Annotated in this window: 18 protein-coding genes and 1 tRNA gene; 11 read left to right on the forward strand and 8 right to left on the reverse strand. The window is 71.3% G+C overall.

Features of this window, described 5'->3' with window-relative positions; all coding sequences use genetic code 11:
• Positions 1-141 precede the first annotated feature (141 nt).
• The gene (locus tag ACGFYU_RS21290) at positions 142-2,685 is read right to left on the reverse strand and encodes an SUKH-4 family immunity protein (RefSeq protein WP_393828858.1); all 2,544 of its coding nucleotides are present in this window, start codon (positions 2,683-2,685) and stop codon (positions 142-144) included.
• A gap of 7 nt (positions 2,686-2,692) precedes the next feature.
• Positions 2,693-3,676, reverse strand: coding sequence for an SMI1/KNR4 family protein (locus tag ACGFYU_RS21295; RefSeq protein WP_393828859.1), 984 nt, complete (start codon positions 3,674-3,676; stop codon positions 2,693-2,695).
• 229 nt (positions 3,677-3,905) lie between these two features.
• Between ACGFYU_RS21295 and ACGFYU_RS21300 the strand changes: the two genes are divergently transcribed.
• Both ACGFYU_RS21300 and ACGFYU_RS21305 read left to right on the forward strand, forming a co-directional pair.
• Positions 3,906-4,490: a YwqJ-related putative deaminase gene (locus tag ACGFYU_RS21300; RefSeq protein WP_393828860.1), complete on the forward strand. Its 585-nt coding sequence runs from the start codon at positions 3,906-3,908 to the stop codon at positions 4,488-4,490.
• A 2-nt stretch (positions 4,491-4,492) separates the two neighbouring features.
• Positions 4,493-5,032, forward strand: coding sequence for an SUKH-3 domain-containing protein (locus ACGFYU_RS21305; protein ID WP_393828861.1), 540 nt, complete (start codon positions 4,493-4,495; stop codon positions 5,030-5,032).
• Between the two features lie 189 nt (positions 5,033-5,221).
• Here ACGFYU_RS21305 and ACGFYU_RS21310 read toward each other — a convergent pair whose 3' ends face one another.
• Complete coding sequence (locus ACGFYU_RS21310; RefSeq protein ID WP_393828862.1) at positions 5,222-6,487, reverse strand: sensor histidine kinase; 1,266 nt, start codon at positions 6,485-6,487, stop codon at positions 5,222-5,224.
• A gap of 132 nt (positions 6,488-6,619) precedes the next feature.
• Here ACGFYU_RS21310 and ACGFYU_RS21315 point away from each other — a divergent pair, with 132 nt between their 5' ends.
• From ACGFYU_RS21315 to pth, 6 genes are all read left to right on the forward strand, one after another.
• Entirely contained in the window at positions 6,620-7,558 is a 939-nt protein-coding gene (locus tag ACGFYU_RS21315) for a hypothetical protein (RefSeq protein WP_393828863.1), read from the forward strand.
• A tRNA-Gln gene (locus ACGFYU_RS21320) sits at positions 7,544-7,615 on the forward strand. The genes ACGFYU_RS21315 and ACGFYU_RS21320 overlap by 15 nt, the downstream gene beginning before the upstream one ends.
• Positions 7,616-7,725: 110 nt before the next feature.
• The gene (gene glmU / locus ACGFYU_RS21325; RefSeq protein ID WP_393828864.1) at positions 7,726-9,174 is read left to right on the forward strand and encodes a bifunctional UDP-N-acetylglucosamine diphosphorylase/glucosamine-1-phosphate N-acetyltransferase GlmU; all 1,449 of its coding nucleotides are present in this window, start codon (positions 7,726-7,728) and stop codon (positions 9,172-9,174) included.
• Between the two features lie 134 nt (positions 9,175-9,308).
• Positions 9,309-10,286, forward strand: coding sequence for a ribose-phosphate diphosphokinase (locus ACGFYU_RS21330; RefSeq protein WP_393828865.1), 978 nt, complete (start codon positions 9,309-9,311; stop codon positions 10,284-10,286).
• A 197-nt stretch (positions 10,287-10,483) separates the two neighbouring features.
• On the forward strand, positions 10,484-11,074 hold the full coding sequence (locus ACGFYU_RS21335; protein ID WP_393828866.1) for a 50S ribosomal protein L25/general stress protein Ctc: 591 nt from the start codon (positions 10,484-10,486) through the stop codon (positions 11,072-11,074).
• A gap of 117 nt (positions 11,075-11,191) precedes the next feature.
• The gene (gene pth, locus ACGFYU_RS21340) at positions 11,192-11,782 is read left to right on the forward strand and encodes an aminoacyl-tRNA hydrolase (RefSeq protein ID WP_393828867.1); all 591 of its coding nucleotides are present in this window, start codon (positions 11,192-11,194) and stop codon (positions 11,780-11,782) included.
• A gap of 2 nt (positions 11,783-11,784) precedes the next feature.
• Here the strand turns inward: pth and ACGFYU_RS21345 are convergent, their stop codons facing one another.
• Positions 11,785-12,378 carry a Uma2 family endonuclease gene (locus ACGFYU_RS21345; RefSeq protein WP_393828868.1) on the reverse strand — a complete coding sequence of 198 codons (594 nt, stop codon included), beginning with the start codon at positions 12,376-12,378 and terminating at the stop codon, positions 11,785-11,787.
• Between the two features lie 94 nt (positions 12,379-12,472).
• Positions 12,473-15,238: a phosphoenolpyruvate carboxylase gene (gene ppc, locus ACGFYU_RS21350; protein ID WP_393828869.1), complete on the reverse strand. Its 2,766-nt coding sequence runs from the start codon at positions 15,236-15,238 to the stop codon at positions 12,473-12,475.
• A 460-nt stretch (positions 15,239-15,698) separates the two neighbouring features.
• On the opposite strand from ppc, the gene ACGFYU_RS21355 reads away from it, so the two are divergent.
• Positions 15,699-16,679 carry an acyl-CoA desaturase gene (locus ACGFYU_RS21355; RefSeq protein ID WP_393828870.1) on the forward strand — a complete coding sequence of 327 codons (981 nt, stop codon included), beginning with the start codon at positions 15,699-15,701 and terminating at the stop codon, positions 16,677-16,679.
• Positions 16,676-17,350: a TetR family transcriptional regulator gene (locus ACGFYU_RS21360; protein ID WP_393828871.1), complete on the forward strand. Its 675-nt coding sequence runs from the start codon at positions 16,676-16,678 to the stop codon at positions 17,348-17,350. Before ACGFYU_RS21355 ends, ACGFYU_RS21360 begins: the two co-directional genes overlap by 4 nt.
• A gap of 88 nt (positions 17,351-17,438) precedes the next feature.
• On the opposite strand, the gene ACGFYU_RS21365 is transcribed toward ACGFYU_RS21360, so the two are convergent.
• Both ACGFYU_RS21365 and ACGFYU_RS21370 read right to left on the reverse strand, forming a co-directional pair.
• Positions 17,439-17,681: a hypothetical protein gene (locus ACGFYU_RS21365; protein WP_393828872.1), complete on the reverse strand. Its 243-nt coding sequence runs from the start codon at positions 17,679-17,681 to the stop codon at positions 17,439-17,441.
• Positions 17,682-17,683: 2 nt separating this feature from the next.
• The gene (locus ACGFYU_RS21370) at positions 17,684-18,550 is read right to left on the reverse strand and encodes a trans-aconitate 2-methyltransferase (protein WP_393828873.1); all 867 of its coding nucleotides are present in this window, start codon (positions 18,548-18,550) and stop codon (positions 17,684-17,686) included.
• 161 nt (positions 18,551-18,711) lie between these two features.
• On the opposite strand from ACGFYU_RS21370, the gene ACGFYU_RS21375 reads away from it, so the two are divergent.
• Positions 18,712-19,209, forward strand: coding sequence for a MarR family winged helix-turn-helix transcriptional regulator (locus tag ACGFYU_RS21375; RefSeq protein ID WP_382648547.1), 498 nt, complete (start codon positions 18,712-18,714; stop codon positions 19,207-19,209).
• Here ACGFYU_RS21375 and ACGFYU_RS21380 read toward each other — a convergent pair.
• On the reverse strand, positions 19,168-19,935 hold the full coding sequence (locus ACGFYU_RS21380) for a LuxR C-terminal-related transcriptional regulator (protein WP_393828874.1): 768 nt from the start codon (positions 19,933-19,935) through the stop codon (positions 19,168-19,170). The two genes, ACGFYU_RS21375 and ACGFYU_RS21380, sit on opposite strands and share 42 nt — an antisense overlap.
• Positions 19,936-20,195: the final 260 nt, after the last annotated feature.

A 20,195-nucleotide genomic window follows, 5' to 3' on the forward strand; every position in this document is an offset into this window, starting at 1 on the left:
CTATGGGGGGCAACCCTTCCGGTAACCGCCCCTGGCGGGGGCTTTCATGTCTCGGCGGCGCTTTTTCCACCACCACGGCGGACGCGCGGGGCCGAGACCCCGTTCGAGGGTCTCGGCCCGGCCACCGAACCGATCATCCGATCAGAGCAGTCCGTCCCACATCTGCTCCAGCAGCACCGACCACCAGCTCTCCGGCGAGGCCAGCGCCGCACTGTCGAGCCCCGCCAGATTCGCCTGGAAATCGACGGTCCAGCGGCCCGCCTGCTCCGGCGTCAGATGCTGGCGCAGCCGCCACATGTGACCCAGCATCGCGAGCGACCGTACGAACTGCGGCAGGCTGGAGTTCACGAACTGCGGCGGCACCGGGGCACCACCCGGACCACCCTCCACCGGCACCGCCACGATGTGCGCGGTCCCGTACTGCACGCACAGCGCCTTGCCGAAGTCGCTGCCGACGACCAGGTACGAGCCCGCGTCCGACGCCGGCTGCACCTGCCGCTGCGCGGCCAGTTCGGCCAGCGTCGGCACCGGCTGACCCGGCACGGCCTGCGCCCAGAAGAACGGCCCGAAATCGACCGGCAGACCCGACCACACCAGCGTCTGCGCCACGATCTCCGGCACACCCTGACGGGACACGGCCCGCTGGTCGAAGCGGAACACGCCCTGCGGACCGAAGGCAGCCGTCAGCTCCTGCGCGATCGCGTCCAGCGGGATCGCCGGCTGCAGCGGTACCTGCGGCAGCGGCGCGCGTACGGGCGCGGGGCGCGCCGGGCCGTCCGCCACCTGGTGCAGTTCCCCCTGATGGGTGAGCAGATGGCGCATGCCCTGCTGACGGCCCGCGTGGTCCTTGCCGTACGGGGCCACGCTGGTGATCCGCACCTGCGGCCAGGTCTCCCGGATCATCCGCGCGCAATAACCGCCGGGCAGCTCACAGGACTCCAGCTCGGTGTGCAGCTCCAGCACCTGCTGCGGCGGCACGTTCATGGCGCGCAGCTCGTGCAGGATCTGCCACTCGGGGTGCGGGGTACCGGGCGCCGAGCGGCGGATGAGCTGCTGCTCGGAGCCGTCGGGGGCCCGGTAGCGCAGCACGGCCTGGTAGCCGGGGCCGACGGTGGGCGCCCCGGTCGGGGCCGGCTGCTGCGGCGCGACCGGTCCGCCCGGCGGCGGGCCGGGAGGCGCCGGCGGCTGACCCACCACGGCCGGACCGGCCAGCATCGTGGCGGCATGGTCGAGCCCGCCACCGAGGGAACCGTGCGCACCCGGAGCACCGGGAGCCCCCGGCGGACCGGGCGGACCGGGCGGACCGGGCGGCTGCGGTACGCCGGGACCGGCGAGCATCGTGGCGGCGTGATGGGCCCCGCCGCCGGGGGCACCGGGCGGACCGGGAGGCGCCGGCGGCTGACCGGCACCGGGGGCACCGGGCGGACCGGGAGGCGCCGGCGGCTGACCGGCACCGGGGGCCCCGGGCGGACCCGGAGGCGCCGGCGGCTGACCGGCACCGGGAGCACCGGGCGGACCGGGAGGCGTGGGCGGCCCGCCCACGACGGCCGGACCGGCCAGCATCGTCGCGGCATGGGCAAGCCCACCGCCCGGAGCACCAGGGACGCCGGGAGCACCGGGGGCACCGGGGGCACCGGGCCCGCCAGGCGCACCGGGAGCACTCGGAACACCGGGCGCACCAGGGGCGCCGGGCGTACCCGGAACACCCGGCGCACCCAGGCCTCCGAGCACGCCAGGGGCACCAGGCGCACCAGGCACCCCAGGCGGACCCGGAGGCGCAGGCGCAGCCGCCGGCGGCCGGCCCGCGCCCGTCGGCCGGGAGATCTGGGCCTTGCTCGTCGGCGCATCGGCGATGTCGCCCGCGTCCGGCTCCAGCGCCGGCGTGACAGCGGTCTTCGGCAGCTGGCTGCCACCCTCCATCAGCGTGGTCTTCGCCTCGGGCGCCACACCGGACGACGGCGCGTCCTCCAGGTCCGACCCGGACAGCGGCGGCGCGAACACCGTCGCGGGCAGCGGTACGGACGCGTCGTCCGTACCGGAGTTCACGTCGGTCCCGGCCCACGGCGTGGACCCGACCGGCACCCCGTCGTTCGCCGTCGGCTCGTACGGCACCTCGCGCCGCAACGGCACCGCGTCCACCGGCCCCGGCCCGGCGTCGACCGGCTCGGGCTCCGGCGCGGAGGCGGCCACCGGCTCCGGGGCCGAAGGAACAACCGGAGCGACCGGAGCGGCAGGAACGGCCGGAGCGGCAGGCCCCACAGGAGCAGCCGGAGCCGCCGGAGCCGCAGGACCGCCCGCGCCCCCCGGAATCCCCGCCCGGTCCGCGGCCTCCTGCAGCCACTCCGGCGGGCTCAGGATGAACGACGTCTGCTCCGAGTCGATCCGCGGCGGCGGAACCGAAGCCTCCGAAGCGGCGGCCGCAGCCGCGGCCCCGTACTCCTCCTCATACCGGCGGATCACCTCACCCACCGGCAGCCCCGGCCACAGCGTCACCTCGCCACTGTCCCGCGCTATGACCAGCCGCTGCCGGCCGCCACCCGAGACGGGCCCGGCCGCCCGGTCCTCCGCCCACACCACGAACCCGAGCCCGAACTCCCGTACGCGCACCTCCCGGTGCTGGTACGCGGGCACGTCCCCGTTGATCCATTCCTCGGCGCGCTCCTGCGCCTGCGCAAACGTCACCACGGCGCGATCAACCCTCCACCAGGACCGGAACCGAACGTGCGAATCCGCCGTCCACCATCAGACCGGCCACCGTCTCCAGCTCCGGCGGATTACCCGCCAACCGCTCCAGAAAGGCATCGAAATCACCGCCGCACGGCAACAACAGCCGCTCCACGCGCTCCTGCACGGTCCAACCGTCGCGGTCGCGCGCGTCGTCGTACGGAGAGAACCACACCGAACCGATGCCCTCGCCCTTCACCTTCAGCGCGAGCAACCCGCCCTGGACGAAGGCCACGCACAGGTAGTCCTTCGTCAGGTGGTCCCGCAGACACTTGTTGACGTACACCAGGTCATTGACCGCCGCCTCCTCACGCACCGTGAAGAACGGCTGGTCCACCAGCAGACCGAGGTCCACGTCCAGCCCCGCGCCCACCGGCGCACAGCCGCCCGCGGCCTTCAGGAACGCGCGGTACGCCTCCGGCAGCCGGTAGCCGAGGTCCTCCTCGACGCCCTGCACCAGCTCCTCGGAGACCGACACCACCGTCTTCGGCAGCCCCAGATGCGCCGGGCGCACCTCCTGCAGCGGCCGCGTCCCGCGCTTCTCGTGGTCCACCGGCGCCGTCGCCAGCCCCGCGTGGTGCCGCAGCAGCGCCTTCACCTCGACCGGGACCAGCTCCATGCGCCGCGAGCCCGCCACGTGGTGCCAGGTCCAGCCGTGCGGGGTCGCCACCGGGCCGACCGTGTCCCACAGCTCGTGCCCGGCCGCCTGCATCGCCGCGTTCGCGGACACGTAGTCCGTCAGCCGCAGCTCGTCGACGCCGAAGCCCTCCGGCGGATCCGCGATCTCCACCGCCGCACGCGCGTACGCGGAGAAGTCCGGATGCCCATTGCCGTCCATCCGCACACCGTGGGGATGCCGAGCGGCCCGGACCGGGTCCGGGAAATGCACGACCTGCCCCGAGTAAGCGGCGTTGGGTGGCGCGGCATGCTGCCCGAGCCGACCTGTCGTCATGGCGGTAGCCCCCTGCTGGATCTGGCTGGTTCACCACAGCCTATGCGCTGGGGCAAGGGGCTCACCCGCGCGCTGCCGGTGCACCCGACCCATGGCCGGGAACATCCGAATTGATACGAATATGCGACCCCGCTTCCGCATGACACATGACATTTGGCAGGCTGTCCCCGCAGCACGGGGGCGTGCGCACAGCGGCGACCACCGCGGCCACGGGAGGGAAAGCGCGACCATGCAGAACACGGCAACACGCACAGAAGCGGCCGACACCACCGGCCCGACCGCCGGCCCGACCGCCGGCCCGGCCACCGAACCCGGCGGACCCGACAGCGGCCCCGGCGGCGACCCCCGCCTGCGCTGGAGCAGCACCGACGGCCGACCCGCCGTACCCGTCCTGCGCTTCCGCCGCGACGGCATCCTGCCCACCATCGCCGCCGCCCTCTCCGTACGCGGCGAAACCCTCACCGGCACCGCCGGCAAGGCAGACCAGCCGCCCGTACTCCACCCCCTGGTACAGGACTTCCTCGACACGCTCACCAGCGGCCAGCGCGAACGTTTCACCGGCCGCTGCCCCGAAGCGATCCTGCTCTCCCGCCACCTGGCCGCCGTCGAAAGCGCCCGCTCCAGACGCGCCTCCCGCAAACCCCTCTCCGCGAACGAAGCCCGCCGCTCCCTCAAGCACGCGAAGATCACCGCCCGCCGCATCCGCGAGGACGGCGACCCCCTCCACGGCAGCTACGCACCCCCCTGCCGCTCCTGCGACGCACTCCTCGCCCACTTCGGCGTACGCCCCGTCGACCTCACCCCAGCCGAGTAGCCATGACCACCTCAGCCTCAGCCTCCTACGACCGCTCCTCGGCCACCCGCTTCCCCACCGCCGTGGACTCCGCCCTGCGCACCGCCGGCTGGGAACCCGGCCGCTGGGACATCAAACAAGCCGAATACTGGGCCGACGCCCTCCGGGACCACACCACCCCCGCCGGTCACCGGCACACCGTCTTCCCCGCCGCCGTCGAGGCCTGGGCCGAATTCGGCGGCCTCACGGTCTCCGCCCCCGGCCCCGGCCGCCAGATAGCGCCCACGACCATCCGCCTCGACCCGCTCACCGGGCTCTACCTCGCCCGCACCTTCGCCGACCTGGGCCGCGCCCTGTCCACCCAGCTCTGCCCCCTCGGCATCGAGGCCGACCGGGGGCACCTCCCAGCGGTAGCTGGGGGAAGCTCCCACCTCGCCCTCGACCGCGAAGGCCGCGTCTACGGCATCGACCACACCGGCGACTGGTACCTCGGCGGGGGCCTCGACGAAGCCCTCACCCTCCTCCTGACGGGCCTCCAACCCACCCGCCTCACAACGGGCTGAGGCGCACCCGGCCCCGCCGGCGCACATCCAGCCCCGCCGGCGCTTGAGGCGCGGGGCCCGGGGCGGAGCCCCGATCCTTGAGCCGCACATGCCCACCCAGCCGGGCATATCCAGCCCCGCCGGCGCTTGAGGCGCCGGGTCCGGGGCGGAGCCCCGGCAACGGCGCCACACCGGACCCCCGCACCCGAGCTACCGCACCGGCAACACGGCCGACACCTTGAACCCACCCTCATCCGTCGGCCCCGACACGAACACCCCGCCCAGCCCCAGCACCCGCTCCCGCATCCCCACCAACCCGTTCCCCCCACTGGGCAGCCCCGGCTCGGCGGAAGACCCGTCACACGGCCCGTTCTCCACCTGCATCGCCACCTCCCCCTCCCGATGCGCGAGCCGCACCGTCACCCGCGCCCCCGGAGCGTGCTTGTGGCAATTGGTCAGCGCCTCCTGCACCACCCGGTACGCCGTCTGCTCCACCTCCGCCGCATACCCGGCCCCCTTCCCCAGCACCACCATCTCCACGGCCATCCCGGCCGCCTCGGACTGCCCGACCAACGCCTCCAGCTCGTCCAGCGAAGGCCCGTCCTCAAAACCCCCCACCAACGCCACCGGCGCCGCAACCGCGGCCGAGGCCGGAGCCGAAGCCGGCTTCTCCGCAGCAGTGGCCCGCAGCACCCCCAACATCTCCCGCAACTCCGTCAACGCCTGCCGCCCCATGTCCCCCACCAGCGCCGCGTTCTTCGCCGCCCGCGCCGGATCCTTCGCCGCCACCGCCTCCAACGCAGCCGCGTGCACCACCATCAGCGACACCCGGTGCGCCACGACGTCATGCATCTCCCGCGCGATCCGCGTCCGCTCCTCCGTACGGGCCCACTCGGCCCGCTCCTCCGCCCGGTCCGCGAGCAGCGACAACTCCCGCTCCAGCGAATCCGCCCGCTCCTGCAGGCTCTCCATCAGCCGCCGCCGGGCCCCGATGTACAGCCCGAACAGCACCGGCGGCACGGTCAGCGCCACCGCCACGAAGACGGACAGCATCAGCACGAACGTACGGCCCGCCTCCACGTCCCCGCTGGTCTGCATGTACATGACCGCGAAGGTCGCGGCCAGCGCCATCGAGGTCAGCGTGGCGGTGATCCGCCGGGGCACCTCGGAGGAGGCCAGCGTGTACAGCCCCACCACCCCGAGCAGGAAGCCCATCACGGCGGGCGTGATGCCGATCCCCACCAGCACCACGGCGATCGGCCACCGCCGCCGCAGCACGAGCACGGCCCCCACCGCGATCCCGAACAGCACCCCGAGGACGGCCGGAATCCCCGCCTCGGCGGCGAAGCCCACGCCTTCCCATCCGCACTCGACGGCGGACGCCCCACCGAGCGCGACATCCACCACGACGTCCCGCCGCCGCACCCACCCCAAGGGCGGCCCAGCGCGGCCTTCCACTTCCCCCGTACTGGTCATGCGGTCCAGCGTACGCAGGGGCCCCAGCACACGGTCGAACGAAAATCCCGAGAACCGGCAGTAATCGCACGTACGACGGAAACGTCCGCTCCCCGAGACCTGAATCCCACATTCCGGACGACAATTGGCAACATGCCCGAACCCCGACGCCGCCCCGGCGACGGCACCGGCGGCCTCCGCACGGGCGCCGCAACCTTCGAAGCCTTGCGCGAGCAGGCAGTGACCCTCCGCCGCGAGGGCCTCAGCCGCCGCCAGATCCGCGACCGCCTCGCCGTCCACAACAACGACATCCTGAACCGCCTCCTGGAGGGCGAACCGGCCCCCGAGTGGACCAAGCGCCCCAACGCGAAGGACGACCTCCGCGACCGCGCCCGCGAACTCCGCCTCCAGGGCATGACGTACGACCAGATCCAGGTCGAGCTCGGCTGCTCGAAGAGCTCGATCTCCCTCTGGGTCCGCGACCTCCCCAAGCCAGAGAGGATGCATCGACCGCCCGGCACGGACATGGTTCGCGCAAACCAGGGCCGCGCGGAGGCCTACGCCCGACGCAAGGCCGGATACGAGGCCACGCGCCGGGCGGCGCAGGAAGGAATCGGCGAACTCACCGAGCGGGAACTTTTCCTCCTCGGTATGGGCCTCTACTGGGCTGAGGGCGGAAAGACCAAACCTCATCAGCCACATCCCCAGATCACCTTCGTGAACAGCGACGCAGGCATGATCCGGGTTTTCCTCGCATGGCTACGCCTCATGGGCGTCACGGACGACCGCCTCCGGTTCACCCTCCAGATCCACGAAACCGCCAATGTCGCGGAGGCCGAGCAGTACTGGATCGACGTAGTGAGGCTCGATGCGTCCCACTTCTGCAAGACCACGCTCAAACGGCACAACCCTCGCACGAACCGGAAGAACACTGGCGACACGTATCGAGGTTGCCTTGCGGTGCGAGTCCTGAAGGGCTCCGATTTGTACCGTCGCATCGAAGGCGCCTGGTGCGGCATAGTAGGTGCCGTCGACTCGATCAACAGAGGCGAATGTCCGATTTGGTCGGCTTTGCTATCCCCTGTGGTGTAATCGGCAGCACTGGGACCTTTGGAGTCCTATGTCCGGGTTCGAGTCCTGGCAGGGGAGCACGCGAGCGCAGGGTCCCGACCACCACGGTCGGGACCCGCACTCGTTCCCGGCCCTTAACGCCCCGGTATCCTTCACGGGTCCACCACCCGAAGCCGAAGGACACACCCGTGAGCGCCAACCGCCCGGCAGCCGTCGTCGTACTCGCAGCGGGTGAAGGCACCCGCATGAAGTCGGCCACACCCAAGGTTCTGCACGAGATCTGCGGGCGCTCGCTCGTCGGTCACGTCGTCGCCGCCTCCCGTGAGCTGGACCCCGCCCACCTCGTCGTGGTCGTCGGGCACGCCCGGGAGCAGGTCACCGCGCACCTCGCCGGCATCGACGCCGGCGTCCGCACGGCCGTGCAGTACGAGCAGAACGGCACCGGGCACGCCGTCCGCATGGCCCTCCAGGAGCTCGGCGGCACCCCCGACGGCACCGTGATCGTCGTCTGCGGCGACACCCCGCTGCTGACCGGGGAGACGCTCCAGCAGCTCGCGCGGACCCACGAGGCCGACGGCAACGCCGTCACCGTGCTCACCGCCGAGGTGCCGGACTCCACCGGCTACGGCCGCATCGTCCGGGACGCGGAGACGGGCGCCGTGACGGCCATCGTCGAGCACAAGGACGCCACCGACGCCCAGCGCGCGATCCGGGAGATCAACTCCGGGGTCTTCGCCTTCGACGGCGCCCTGCTCGCCGACGCGCTCGGCAAGGTCCGTACGGACAACAGCCAGGGCGAGGAGTACCTCACCGACGTGCTGGGGATCCTGCGCGAGGCCGGGCACCGCGTCGGCGCCTCGGTCGGCGCCGACCACCGCCAGATCCTCGGCATCAACAACCGGGTGCAGCTCGCCGAGGCCCGCGCCCTGCTGAACGCGCGCCTGCTGGAGCGGGCCATGCTCGCGGGCGTGACGGTCGTGGACCCGGCCAGTACGTTCGTGGACGTGACGGTCACCTTCGGGCAGGACGCGCTGATCCACCCGGGGACGCAGCTCCTGGGCGCCACCCACGTCGCGGAGGGCGCCGAGGTCGGCCCGAACACGCGGCTGAAGGACACCACGGTGGGCGCGGGCGCCCGTGTGGACAACACGGTGGCGGACGGTGCGGTCGTGGGCGCGCAGGCGAGCGTGGGGCCGTTCGCGTACCTGCGTCCGGGTACGAACCTCGGCGTGAAGGCGAAGGCCGGCACGTACGTGGAGATGAAGAACGCGACGATCGGCGAGGGCACGAAGGTGCCGCACCTGTCCTATGTGGGTGACGCGACGATCGGCGAGTACAGCAACATCGGCGCCGCCAGCGTCTTCGTGAACTACGACGGCGAGCACAAGCACCACACCACGGTCGGCTCGCACTGTAAGACGGGGTCGGACAACATGTTTGTGGCACCCGTCACCATCGGGGACGGTGCCTACACGGCCGCCGGGTCCGTGATCACGAAGGACGTACCGCCCGGTGCGCTGGCCGTGGCCCGTGGCCAGCAGCGGAATATCGAGGGTTGGGTGGCTCGCAAGCGTCCGGGAAGCGCGTCCGCGACGGCGGCTCAGTCGGCGGTCCAGGTGGACTCCGACGGCCGTTGAGGTGAACTGACCGGAAACGGGTACGTCTGGGACGGCGTACCGTGATAGGTGCACGCAATTCGGCTGGCTCACCGTGTGCGGGACGGACGCACATGGGGGCGAGCAGCTTTCAACACGTCTGAGGAGACAGTGCTGTGACCGGGATCAAGACGACCGGCGAGAAGAAGCTGATGCTCTTCTCCGGCCGCGCCCACCCCGAGCTGGCCGAGGAGGTCGCGCACCAGCTGGGCGTCGGCCTCGTGCCGACCAAGGCTTTCGACTTCGCGAACGGTGAGATCTACGTCCGCTTCCAGGAGTCGGCGCGTGGCGCGGACTGCTTCCTGATCCAGAGCCACACGGCTCCGATCAACAAGTGGATCATGGAGCAGCTGATCATGATCGACGCGCTGAAGCGCGCGTCGGCCCGCTCCATCACCGTGATCGTCCCGTCCTACGGGTATGCCCGTCAGGACAAGAAGCACAAGGGCCGCGAGCCGATCTCGGCGCGTCTGGTCGCCGATCTGCTGAAGACCTCGGGTGCGGACCGCATCCTCACGGTCGATCTGCACACGGACCAGATCCAGGGCTTCTTCGACGGTCCGGTGGACCACCTGTCGGCGCTGAACGTCCTCGCGGACTACGTGGGCGCCAAGGTGGACCGTTCGAAGCTGACGATCGTGTCCCCGGACGCCGGCCGTGTGCGTGTGGCCGACCGCTGGTGCGACCGCCTGGACGCGCCCCTCGCCATCGTGCACAAGCGCCGTGACAAGGACGTCGCGAACCAGGTGACCGTCCACGAGGTCGTGGGTGAGGTCAAGGGCCGCGTGTGTGTCCTGGTGGACGACATGATCGACACGGGTGGCACGATCTGCGCCGCTGCGGACGCGCTGTTCGCGCACGGCGCGGAGGACGTCATCGTGACGGCCACGCACGGCATCCTGTCGGGCCCGGCGGCGGACCGGCTGAAGAACTCCAAGGTCAGCGAGTTCGTGTTCACGAACACCCTGCCGGACCCGTCGGACCTGGAGCTCGACAAGATCACGGTGCTGTCGATCGCCCCGATGATCGCGCGCGCGGTGCGCGAGGTCTTCGAGGACGGGTCGGTCACCAGCCTGTTCGAAGAGCAGCAGTAACAGCAGTAACAGCAGTAACAAGGGCCACAGAAGATCCTTTTGAAGGGCGGCCTCCCCGCCGGGTAGACTCATGAAGTTGCTCGGCGAGGGAGGCCGCACTTTTGTGTGCGGGGCTCCGTTATCGACGCGCTCTTCGTAGCAGGCCGTTTCGGCCGGGTGACTGTGTCCATTTTTCCGTCACCCCACGAGGAGTGAGCATGTCCGAGGTCAAGCTTTCCGCCACCCTGCGCGACACCTTCGGCAAGGGCTCTGCCCGCCAGGCCCGTCGCGACGCCCTGACCCCCGGTGTCATCTACGGTCACGGCACCGCCCCGAAGCACGTCAACGTCGAGGCCCACGGTCTGATGATGGCGCTGAAGACCCCGAACGTCCTGCTGTCCCTGGACATCGCGGGCGACGGCACCGAGCTCGTTCTGCCGAAGGCCATCCAGCGTCACCCGCTGAAGCGCACGATCTCCCACGTCGACTTCCTGATCGTCAAGAAGGGCGAGAAGGTCACGGTCGAGGTTCCGGTCGTGACCGAGGGCGAGCTGGCCGCCGGTGGCAACCTGCTGGAGACCCTGCTGGCGACCGTCTCCGTCGAGGCCGAGGCCACCCACCTGCCGACCGAGATCACCGTGTCGATCGAGGGCCTGGAGGCCGGTGCCACGGTGCACGCCTCCGACCTGGTCCTGCCGGCCGGTGCCACGCTGGCCGTCGACGGTGAGACCGCCGTCCTGCAGGTCGTCGCCCCGCAGGCCGAGGAGCCGGCCGCCGAGGCCGCCGAGGCCGAGGGCGAAGAGGCCTGAGCCTCGCCCCACCCCCTCAGCAGTTGCTGACCGACCGCCGTCCGGCTCCACTGGAGCGGGACGGCGGTCGTCTTTCTTTCCAGGCTTTCCAGGCTTCCAGGCCTTAAGGAGCATTTGATGTCGGACGACGCGGCGCCCTGGCTGATCGTCGGTCTCGGGAATCCGGGAGCGGAGTACGCGGGCAACCGCCACAACATCGGTTTCATGGTGGCCGACCTGCTGGCGGAGCGGATCGGCGGGAAGTTCAAGGCGCACAAGGCGCGGGCGCAAGTGGTCGAGGGCCGTATCGGTCCGCCGGGTCCGGCGAACCGGCGTGTGGTGATCGCGAAGCCGATGTCGTTCATGAACCTGTCGGGCGGCCCGGTGACGGCTCTGCGGGACTTCTACAAGGTGCCACTGGAGCGGATCGTGGCGGTCCACGACGAGCTGGACATCGATTACCCGACGCTGCGGCTGAAGCTGGGCGGCGGGGACAACGGGCACAACGGTCTGAAGTCGATGACGAAGTCGATGGGTGCGGACTACCACCGGGTGCGGTGTGGGATCGGGCGGCCCCCGGGTCGGATGCAGGTCGCGGACTTCGTGCTGAAGGACTTCTCGTCGACGGAGCGCAAGGAGCTGGACTGGTTCGTGGACCGGGCGGCGGATGCGGTGGAGTGCCTGATCCAGGAGGGCCTGGAGCGGGCGCAGTCGGCCTACAACTCGTAGGGCTAAGGCATGTCCGCGAAGTCGACGTCGACCGGGAACGGCCGGTCGGCCGTGAACGGCTTCTTGTGGATCCCCTGGCATACGTACACGCGGGTGTGCGGGTCGAGTTCATACAGGTACACCACGGGCTCGACCTCCTCGTCGCCCTCGTCCTTGACCAGCCAGTAGCTGGGGATGCCCGCGGCGGCGTACTTGCGGAGCTTGGCGTCGGTGTCCCGGGCCTCGGACTCGGGTGAGACCACCTCGACGGCGAGCAGGATGTCGGCGGCGTAGAAGTGCGTCTGCCTGGGGTTGGTGAGTGCTTCACTTCGCAGCACGGAGATGTCGGGCTCGGGGCCGTTCCTCTTGTCGAGCACCACGGTCATCTCGCGTGCGACCTTGAGGTGGGCCGGCGCGCTCTGCCGCAGGCAGTTCACCAGGTGGTCGATCAGCGCGGAGTGGATGTAGCGCTGCGGACTCACGAAGACCAGGCTCCCGTCGATCAGCTCTGTGTGTCGCGGGAGGTCCGGCAAGGTCAGCAGGTCGTCCACGGTGTACCCGTCCAGCGGGGGACGCGTCCAGTCGTGGAGGGACTCAGCGGTCATGGTTGCTCCCATGGACGACAGTCTTGGTCCTGGGAACCCACCGTAGCGCCGGATATCCGTGTCCGTCATCACAAAGGGTGACGGACACGGATACCGGGGCTCCGTGTCAGCCGGTGTTGCGCAGGCCCGCGGCGACGCCGTTGACGGTGAGCAGCAGGGCGCGGGAGAGCAGCGGGTCCGGCTCTTCGCCGCGGGCGGCGGCGGCGCGCTGGCGGGCGAGGAGGGAGACCTGGAGGTAGGAGATGGGGTCCAGGTAGGCGTCGCGGACGGCGAAGGTCTGCTGGAGCACCGGCTGGGAGTCGAGGAGCTTCTCGCCTCCGGTGATGCGCAGGACTTCGGCGACGGTGAGCTCGTGCTCGGCCTCGATGCGGGTGAAGACGTGCTTGAGGTGGTCGGGGACGAGGGTGTCGACGTAGTGGCGGGCGATCCGCAGGTCGGTCTTGGCCAGGGTCATCTCGACGTTGGACAGGAAGTTGCGGAAGAAGTGCCAGCGTTCGCCCATCTCGGCGAGGACGTCCTCCTGGCCGGCTTCGCGCAGGGCCTTGAGGCCGGAGCCGACGCCGTACCAGCCGGGGACGATCTGGCGGGACTGGGTCCAGCCGAAGACCCACGGGATGGCGCGCAGGCCGTCGAGGCCGGCGCCGGAGTCGGGGCGGCGGGAGGGGCGGGAGCCCAGGTGGAGGTCGGCGAGCTGGTCGACGGGGGTGGCGGCGAAGAAGTAGGCGGGCAGGTCGGGGTCCTCGACGAGCGCGCGGTAGGCGGAGTGCGCGGCGTCGGAGACGGTCTCCATGGCCGTGTCCCAGCGGGTGAGGGCGTCCGGGGACTGGCGGGGGGCGGTGTGCAGGGCGGAGGCCTGCAGGGTGGCCGCGACGGTCAGTTCGAGGTTCTCGCGGGCCAGGGAGGGGACGAGGTACTTGTCGGAGATGACCTCGCCCTGCTCGGTGACCTTGATCTCGCCTTCGAGGGTGCCCCAGGGCTGGGCGAGGATCGCGTCGTGGGAGGGGCCGCCGCCGCGGCCGACGGTGCCGCCGCGGCCGTGGAAGAGGCGCAGGCGGACGCCGTAGCGGTGGGCTACGTCGCGCAGGCGGCGCTGGGCGCGGTGGATCTCCCACTGGCTGGTGGTGATGCCGCCGAACTTGGAGGAGTCGGAGTAGCCGAGCATGACCTCCTGGACGTCGCCGCGCAGGGAGACGAGGCGTCGGTAGGAGGGGTCGGCCAGCATCTCGTCGAGGATGACGTCGGCGGCGCGGAGCTCGTCGGTGGTTTCCAGGAGCGGGACGATGCCGATCTTGGCCCATCCGGCGTGGAGGTCGATGAGGCCGGCCTCGCGGGCGAGGACGGCGGCGGCGAAGACGTCGTCGGCGCCCTGGCACATCGAGATGATGTAGGACTCGATGACCTCCGGGCCGAACTTCTCGAAGGCGTCCTTGATGGCGAGGAAGACGCCGAGGGTCTTCTGGCCGGCGGCGTCGAGGGGGGCCGGGGTGGGGGCGAGGGGGCGGCGCGAGCGGAGCTCCTTGGCGAGGAGCTTGCCGCGGTAGTCGCGCGGCATGTCGGCGTAGCGCCAGGATTCCTCGCCGAGCCGGTCGAAGAGCTGGCCCAGAGCGTGGTGGTGGGCGTCGGCGTGCTCGCGTACGTCCATGGTGGCGAGCTGGAGGCCGAAGGCGGCGAGGGTGCGGATGGTGCGGTCCATGCGGCCGTCGGCGAAGAGGGCGCCGCGGTGTTCGCGCAGGGAGGTCTGGACGAGGGTGAGGTCGGTGAGGAGTTCGGCGGTGCCGAGGTAGTCGCGGCCTTCCTCGTGGGGGGTGCCCTTGGCGAGGCGCTCGCGGGTGTTGAGGAGCTTCTGGCGGATGCAGGTGGCCTTGAGGCGGTACGGCTCCTCGGCGTTCAGCCGCTTGTAGCGGGGGCTGATCTCGGGGAGGCGTTCGAGGTCGGCCTGGAGGGAGGCGAGGAGTTCCTCGGTGGCTCCGGTGTAGCGGATGGAGTTCGAGAGCAGGCCGCGCAGGAAGTCGATCAGTTCGAGGGCGTCGGTGATGCCGTGCTCGTGCTGGAGGATCAGGACGTCGCGGGTGACTTCGGGGGTGACGTTGGGGTTGCCGTCGCGGTCGCCGCCGATCCAGGTGCCGAAGGTGAGGGGGCGGGTGCCGGCGGGCAGTTCGACTCCGACGCGCTGGAGTTCGGCGGCGAGGTCCTCGAGGACGTCACCGACGGCGCCGGCGTGCAGCTCGTCGAGGTAGTAGATGGCGTTGCGGGCCTCGTCGGCGGGCTCGGGGCGGACCACGCGGAGCTCGTCGGTCTGCCAGACGAGGTCGATGTTCTCGGCGAGCCGCAGGTCGTGGCGGCGGCGGTCGCCGGCGCCGGTGACGGGCTCCTCCAGCAGGGCGGCGATGCGGCGCAGCTTGTTGAGGACGCTGCGGCGGGCCGCCTCGGTGGGGTGGGCGGTGAAGACGGGGCGGACGTTGAGGTTCTTGACCGTCTCGCGCAGGTGCTCGGGGTCGGCGTCCTTGAGCATGTCGGCGGTGCGGGCGAGGAGCCCGCCCTCGGCGGCGCGGTGGGCGCGCAGTTCCTTGCCGCGGTGCACCTGCTCGGTGACGTTGGCGAGGTGGAAGTAGGTGGAGAAGGCGCGCACCAGCTTGGCGGCGGTCTCCAGGTCGGTGTCGCCGAGCAGCGCGGCGGCGGCTTCGCCGTCGGTGCGGGTGAGGGCGCGGACGCGTTCGACGAGGTCGAGGAGGTCCTGGCCTTCCTGGCGTACGAGGGTCTCCCCGAGGAGGTCGCCGAGTCGGCGGATGTCCGCGCGCAGCTCCGCGTTGGCGGTGGCGGCCGGGGTGACGGGGGTGGCCTGGGCCTGGGCGGCCTGGTCAGCACTGCTCACAGGTGCGGCTCCTTGCAGTGTTCGAGCGCCTACTGGGCTGGGGGCGTCCCGGCGGCGCGCACCGTGGGGCTCCTGATGCCCCTGATGCGCAGCTCGGGCTGCCCGTGCGGACCGCGCTGTCCGACGGGACCCAGGATAGGTGTCCGGGGCGTGTGCCTGGGCAAATGTCTCATCAGGCGGCTCATCGGGAGCCCATCGGGGGTTCACCGGGCGGTGCGTCCGGGGGTCAGCGGGCGGCTCGTCCGGGCCCGCGGGGCGGCTCGTCCGGGGTTCTTCCAGGATGAGTCCGGGGCGTGCGCGGCACAGGGCACGCCTCCGCGCCCGCCCCGGCCGCGCTCCTGTTGCCGCGGGCTCCGCCTTTGCCATACTTACGATGCCGTAGGTTACGGGTCCGTAGGGTCCGTGATCAGGGCGGCACCTGCAAATTTCTCACCCCCTTCTCACCCCCCAGGGGACCCTCATGACCACCAGTCCCGATCTGATCGAGGGCTCTTCCGCACCCTCCGATACGCCCACGCCGTCCGCGACGCTGGGCGGCGAGAACAAGCGGTCGATCGAGCAGATCGCCCTTCTGCTGTTCATCACCGTTCCCTTCCTGGCGCTGCTGGCGGCGATTCCGCTGGCCTGGGGCTGGGGGGTGAGCTGGCTGGATCTCGGCCTGATGGTGTTCATGTACTTCCTGGCGTGCCACGGGATCACCATCGGCTTCCACCGCTACTTCACGCACGGTTCGTTCAAGGCGAAGCGGCCGCTGCGGATCGTTCTCGCCGTGATGGGGTCGATGGCGGTGGAGGGGCCGCTGGTGCGCTGGGTGGCGGACCACCGCAAGCACCACAAGTACTCGGACCACGAGGGTGACCCGCATTCGCCGTGGCGTTTCGGCGAGACGGTGCCGGCGCTGATGAAGGGCCTGTGGTGGGCGCACATCGGCTGGCTCTTCGACGAGGAGCAGACCGATCAGCAGAAGTACGCGCCCGACCTGATCAAGGACCCGGCGATCCGCCGCATCTCGCGCGACTTCATCTACTGGACGATGGTGTCGCTGGCGATCCCGCCGCTGGTGGGCGGTCTGGTGACGATGTCCTGGTGGGGCGCGTTCACGGCGTTCTTCTGGGGCTCGCTGGTGCGGGTCGCGCTGCTGCACCACGTGACGTGGTCGATCAACTCGATCTGCCACGCGGTGGGCAAGCGGCCGTTCAAGTCCAGGGACCGCTCGGGCAACGTGTGGTGGCTGGCGGTGCTGTCCTGCGGGGAGTCCTGGCACAACCTGCACCACGCCGATCCGACCTCGGCCCGGCACGGGGTGCTGCGCGGCCAGGTCGATTCCAGTGCGCGGCTGATCCGCTGGTTCGAGCAGCTGGGGTGGGCCACGGACGTGCGCTGGCCGTCGGCCTCGCGCATCGACGCCCGCCGCAGGGAAAACGAGTCGAACGCGGCATGATGGGGGGCGTGGCGATCGACGGCGGTACTTCCAGCAGCGACAAGCCCAGGCGCGGCCGCCGGGTGAGGATGACGGGCGCGGAGCGGCGCCAGCAACTGCTGGACATCGGCCGGACCCTGTTCGCGGAGAAGGGCTTCGAGGGCACGTCGGTGGAGGAGATCGCGGCGAAGGCCGGGGTGTCCAAGCCGGTGGTGTACGAGCACTTCGGCGGCAAGGAGGGTCTGTACGCGGTCGTCGTGGACCGGGAGATGCGCCAGCTGCTGGACGGGGTCACGGGCGCGCTGACGGCCGGGCATCCGCGGGAGCTGCTGGAGCAGGCGGCGTTCGCGCTGCTGGACTACATCGAGTCGTACACGGACGGTTTCCGGATCCTGGTACGGGATTCTCCGGTCGCGCAGTCGACGGGCACCTTCGCCTCGCTGATCAGCGATATCGCCACGCAGGTCGAGGACATCCTGGGCCTGGAGTTCAAGGCGCGGGGCTTCGACCCGAAGCTGGCGCCGCTGTACGCGCAGGCGCTGGTGGGGATGGTGGCGCTGACCGGGCAGTGGTGGCTGGACGTGCGCAAGCCGAAGAAGGCGGAGGTCGCCGCGCATCTGGTGAACCTGGCCTGGCACGGGCTGGACGGGCTGGAGTCGAAGCCGCAGCTGGTGGGCCGCCGCAAGAGCTGAACGCCGCGCGGCGTGCGCGGGTGTACGACGGCGCCCCGTCACCGTTGATCCGGTGACGGGGCGCCGTCGTGTCGCTCCGTGGGGCGGGTTACGGCCGGGTGGGCTCCTGGAACCAGAGGGCCTTGGCCCCGTGTTCCTCCAGTCTGCTGGCGTGGGCCGCGATGCCGGTGACCCGCAGTCCCGGGTGGGCTTTGCGGACGGGCCGGGGCTCTGCCCCGGACTTCGTCCGGGGGGACCCCCACCTCACGCCGAGGTGCGGCCGCACCGGGCCGGCGGCGAACCGGCAGCCCCCGCGGGCGGCGAGTTGGACGTGGTCGACGGCGGTCAGCACGGTCAGGCCTCCTTGCGGGCGACGGCGAAGATCCGGCGGAAGGGGAAGACGGTGCCGCGGGGCCCGGGCGGGTAGGCCGCGCGCAGCCGGTCGCGGTATTCGGCGAGGAAGGCGTCCACGGCGTCCCGGTCGTCGCCCAGGGCGGTGAGGACGGGCCGCAGTGCGGTGCCCTTGACCCAGTCGAGCACGGGGTCGGGGCCGTGCAGCAGCTGGTGGTAGGTGGTCTCCCAGACGTCGACGGCGCAGCCGAGTTCGGTGAACCGGGCGAGGTATTCGCCGGGTTCGAGGTGGTGGATGTAGCGGGCGCCGTGGCCGGCGAGGCGGGACCGCCAGCGCGGGGTGTCGCATTGCAGGGCGAGCAGGGCGTGGCTGGGGGCGCTGAAGTTGCCGGGGATCTGGAAGGCGAAGGTGCCGCCGGGGCGCAGGCCGTTGATCCAGGCGGGGAAGGAGGCCGGGTGGCTGGGGACCCACTGGAGGGCGGCGTTGGAGACGATCAGGTCGTAGGGCTCCTCGGGGAGCCAGCCGGCGAGGTCCGCGTGGCGGAATTCGAGGATGCCGCCTCCGTTGGTGGGGCCCGCGTACTCGTCGTCGGCGCGGTGCAGCATCTCCGGGGAGAGGTCGAAGCCGGTGATGCGGGCCGCGGGCCAGCGTCCGGCGAGGAGGGCGGTGACGTTGCCGGGGCCGCAGCCGAGGTCGGCGATGCGGCCGGGGCGGGTGGGCAGTTCGGGTATGCGGGTCAGGAGGTCGAGGAAGGGGCGTGTGCGGTGTCCGGCGTGCCGGAGGTACTGCTGGGGGTCCCAGGTGGGGGCGGAGGGGTCGGAGAGGACACCGGCCGTGGGGATCCTGGCCGGGGCGGTATCGGAATGCATGTTCGAGCCTCCCTGCTGGCGGGGCTGTCGGAAGCGGAACCTGTCTCGGCCCCCTCCATGCCCCATGGTCGCGCACTTTATATCTCGACGTCAAGATACTCGTGATCAAGAGACTTGACATGAAGAGACTTCACATCGACAGACCCCTTACACTGATCGGCATGGAGGACGAGGTCGACCGACTGGTAGCGGCATGGCGGCGGGAGCGCCCTGACCTCGACGTGGAACCGCTCGAGGTGCTGAGCCGCGTCAGCAGGCTCGCGCGCCACCTCGACCGCGCGCGCAGGCTCGCCTTCTCCGAGCACGGCCTGGAGCCCTGGGAGTTCGACGTGCTGACCTCCCTGCGCCGCGCCGGCGCGCCCTACCAGCTCTCCCCCGGCCAGCTGTTGACCCAGACCCTGGTCACCTCCGGGACCATGACCAACCGCATCGACCGGCTCGCCAAGAAGGGCCTCGTCGAACGGCTGCCGGACCCCAGCGACCGCCGGGGGGTCCTGGTGCGGCTGACCCCCGAGGGCAGGGACCGCGCCGACCAGGCCCTCGCCGGGCTGCTGGCCCAGGAGCGGGCGATCCTCGCCCAGCTCTCGCGCAGCGAGCGCGGCGATCTCGCCGGGCTGCTACGCCAGTTGACCGCTCCGTTCGACAACATCCCCGGCTAGCTCCGCGGGCCGTACGCCGGCCCGCCGGGCCAGCGCCACCGCCGCCAGGGTCGAGTGCACCCCGAGCTTGCCCAGCACGTTCTGCATGTGGGTGCGGACGGTGTGCGGGGACAGGAACAGCCGCGCCGCCACGTCCTTGCGGCCCAGCCCCGCGACCATGCAGCGCAGCACTTCGTGCTCGCGCGGGGTGAGCGACTCGACGAGCCGTTCACTGTCCGTACGGTGCTTGCGCGCGGCGGTCAGTTCACGGAGCACTCCGGTGAGCAGCGCGGGCGGAAGGTGGGTCTCCTCGCGCAGGACGCCGCGTATGACGGCGAGCAGCCGCGACAGCGAGCAGTCCTTCGCCACCCAGCCCGAGGCTCCCGCCTGGAGCGCGAGGGCCGCGCGGCGGGGATCGTCGCGCTCGGCGAGGACGACCGCGCGGACCCCGGGGTGGGCGAGGCGCACCCCGGCCACCAGCGCGATCCCGTCCGAGGTGGGCGCCGGCGGCCCGGACCCCGATTCCCGCTGGGCGGGCACGGCCCCGGCCGGCCCGCCGAGATCGGCGTCGACCAGCACGACGTCGAAGCGGCGGCCCTCGGCCACCGCGCGTTCGAGGCAGCGCAGCGCGGCGGGACCACTGCCGGCCGCGGACACGTCCACGTCCGGCTCGGCCGCGAGCGCGGCTGCGAGAGATTCGGCGAAGATGCGGTGATCGTCGACCACGAGAACCCGGATACGAACCACAAAACCCCCAAGGGTCGGGGAACGGACGACTGCGGGTACGGCGCCCGGACCGGGTGATCCGCAGCCGCCGCGGCCGCCGCCGTGACATCTCTGCACTACCCCGGACCGGACGTCGTACCCGACTTGTCTCGACCCCTGAATCAACACCGGCCCCCACCGGTGTCACGCATCAGCGTAGGGCCGGGGGCGGCTCGCGGTTGGCCGAATAGCAGAAGTTTTCCCGCCTATTTTCCGGCGCGGAGGTTGCGAACGGCCTTTGT

It is taken from the genome of Streptomyces sp. NPDC048337, assembly GCF_043201175.1.
Taxonomy (GTDB): Bacteria; Actinomycetota; Actinomycetes; order Streptomycetales; family Streptomycetaceae; genus Streptomyces.

Bases quoted from the DNA above. Each gene is read 5' to 3' on its own strand.
- ACGFYU_RS21295 (WP_393828859.1), bottom strand. From the start codon at position 3,676: ATGACGACAGGTCGGCTCGGGCAGCATGCCGCGCCACCCAACGCCGCT.
- ACGFYU_RS21310 (WP_393828862.1), bottom strand. From the start codon at position 6,487: ATGACCAGTACGGGGGAAGTGGAAGGCCGCGCTGGGCCGCCCTTGGGG.
- ACGFYU_RS21345 (WP_393828868.1), bottom strand. From the start codon at position 12,378: ATGGGAGCAACCATGACCGCTGAGTCCCTCCACGACTGGACGCGTCCC.
- ACGFYU_RS21335 (WP_393828866.1), top strand. From the start codon at position 10,484: ATGTCCGAGGTCAAGCTTTCCGCCACCCTGCGCGACACCTTCGGCAAG.
- ACGFYU_RS21305 (WP_393828861.1), top strand. From the start codon at position 4,493: ATGACCACCTCAGCCTCAGCCTCCTACGACCGCTCCTCGGCCACCCGC.
- ACGFYU_RS21375 (WP_382648547.1), top strand. From the start codon at position 18,712: ATGGAGGACGAGGTCGACCGACTGGTAGCGGCATGGCGGCGGGAGCGC.
- ACGFYU_RS21360 (WP_393828871.1), top strand. From the start codon at position 16,676: ATGATGGGGGGCGTGGCGATCGACGGCGGTACTTCCAGCAGCGACAAG.
- ACGFYU_RS21355 (WP_393828870.1), top strand. From the start codon at position 15,699: ATGACCACCAGTCCCGATCTGATCGAGGGCTCTTCCGCACCCTCCGAT.
- ACGFYU_RS21315 (WP_393828863.1), top strand. From the start codon at position 6,620: ATGCCCGAACCCCGACGCCGCCCCGGCGACGGCACCGGCGGCCTCCGC.
- pth (WP_393828867.1), top strand. From the start codon at position 11,192: ATGTCGGACGACGCGGCGCCCTGGCTGATCGTCGGTCTCGGGAATCCG.
- ACGFYU_RS21370 (WP_393828873.1), bottom strand. From the start codon at position 18,550: ATGCATTCCGATACCGCCCCGGCCAGGATCCCCACGGCCGGTGTCCTC.
- ACGFYU_RS21300 (WP_393828860.1), top strand. From the start codon at position 3,906: ATGCAGAACACGGCAACACGCACAGAAGCGGCCGACACCACCGGCCCG.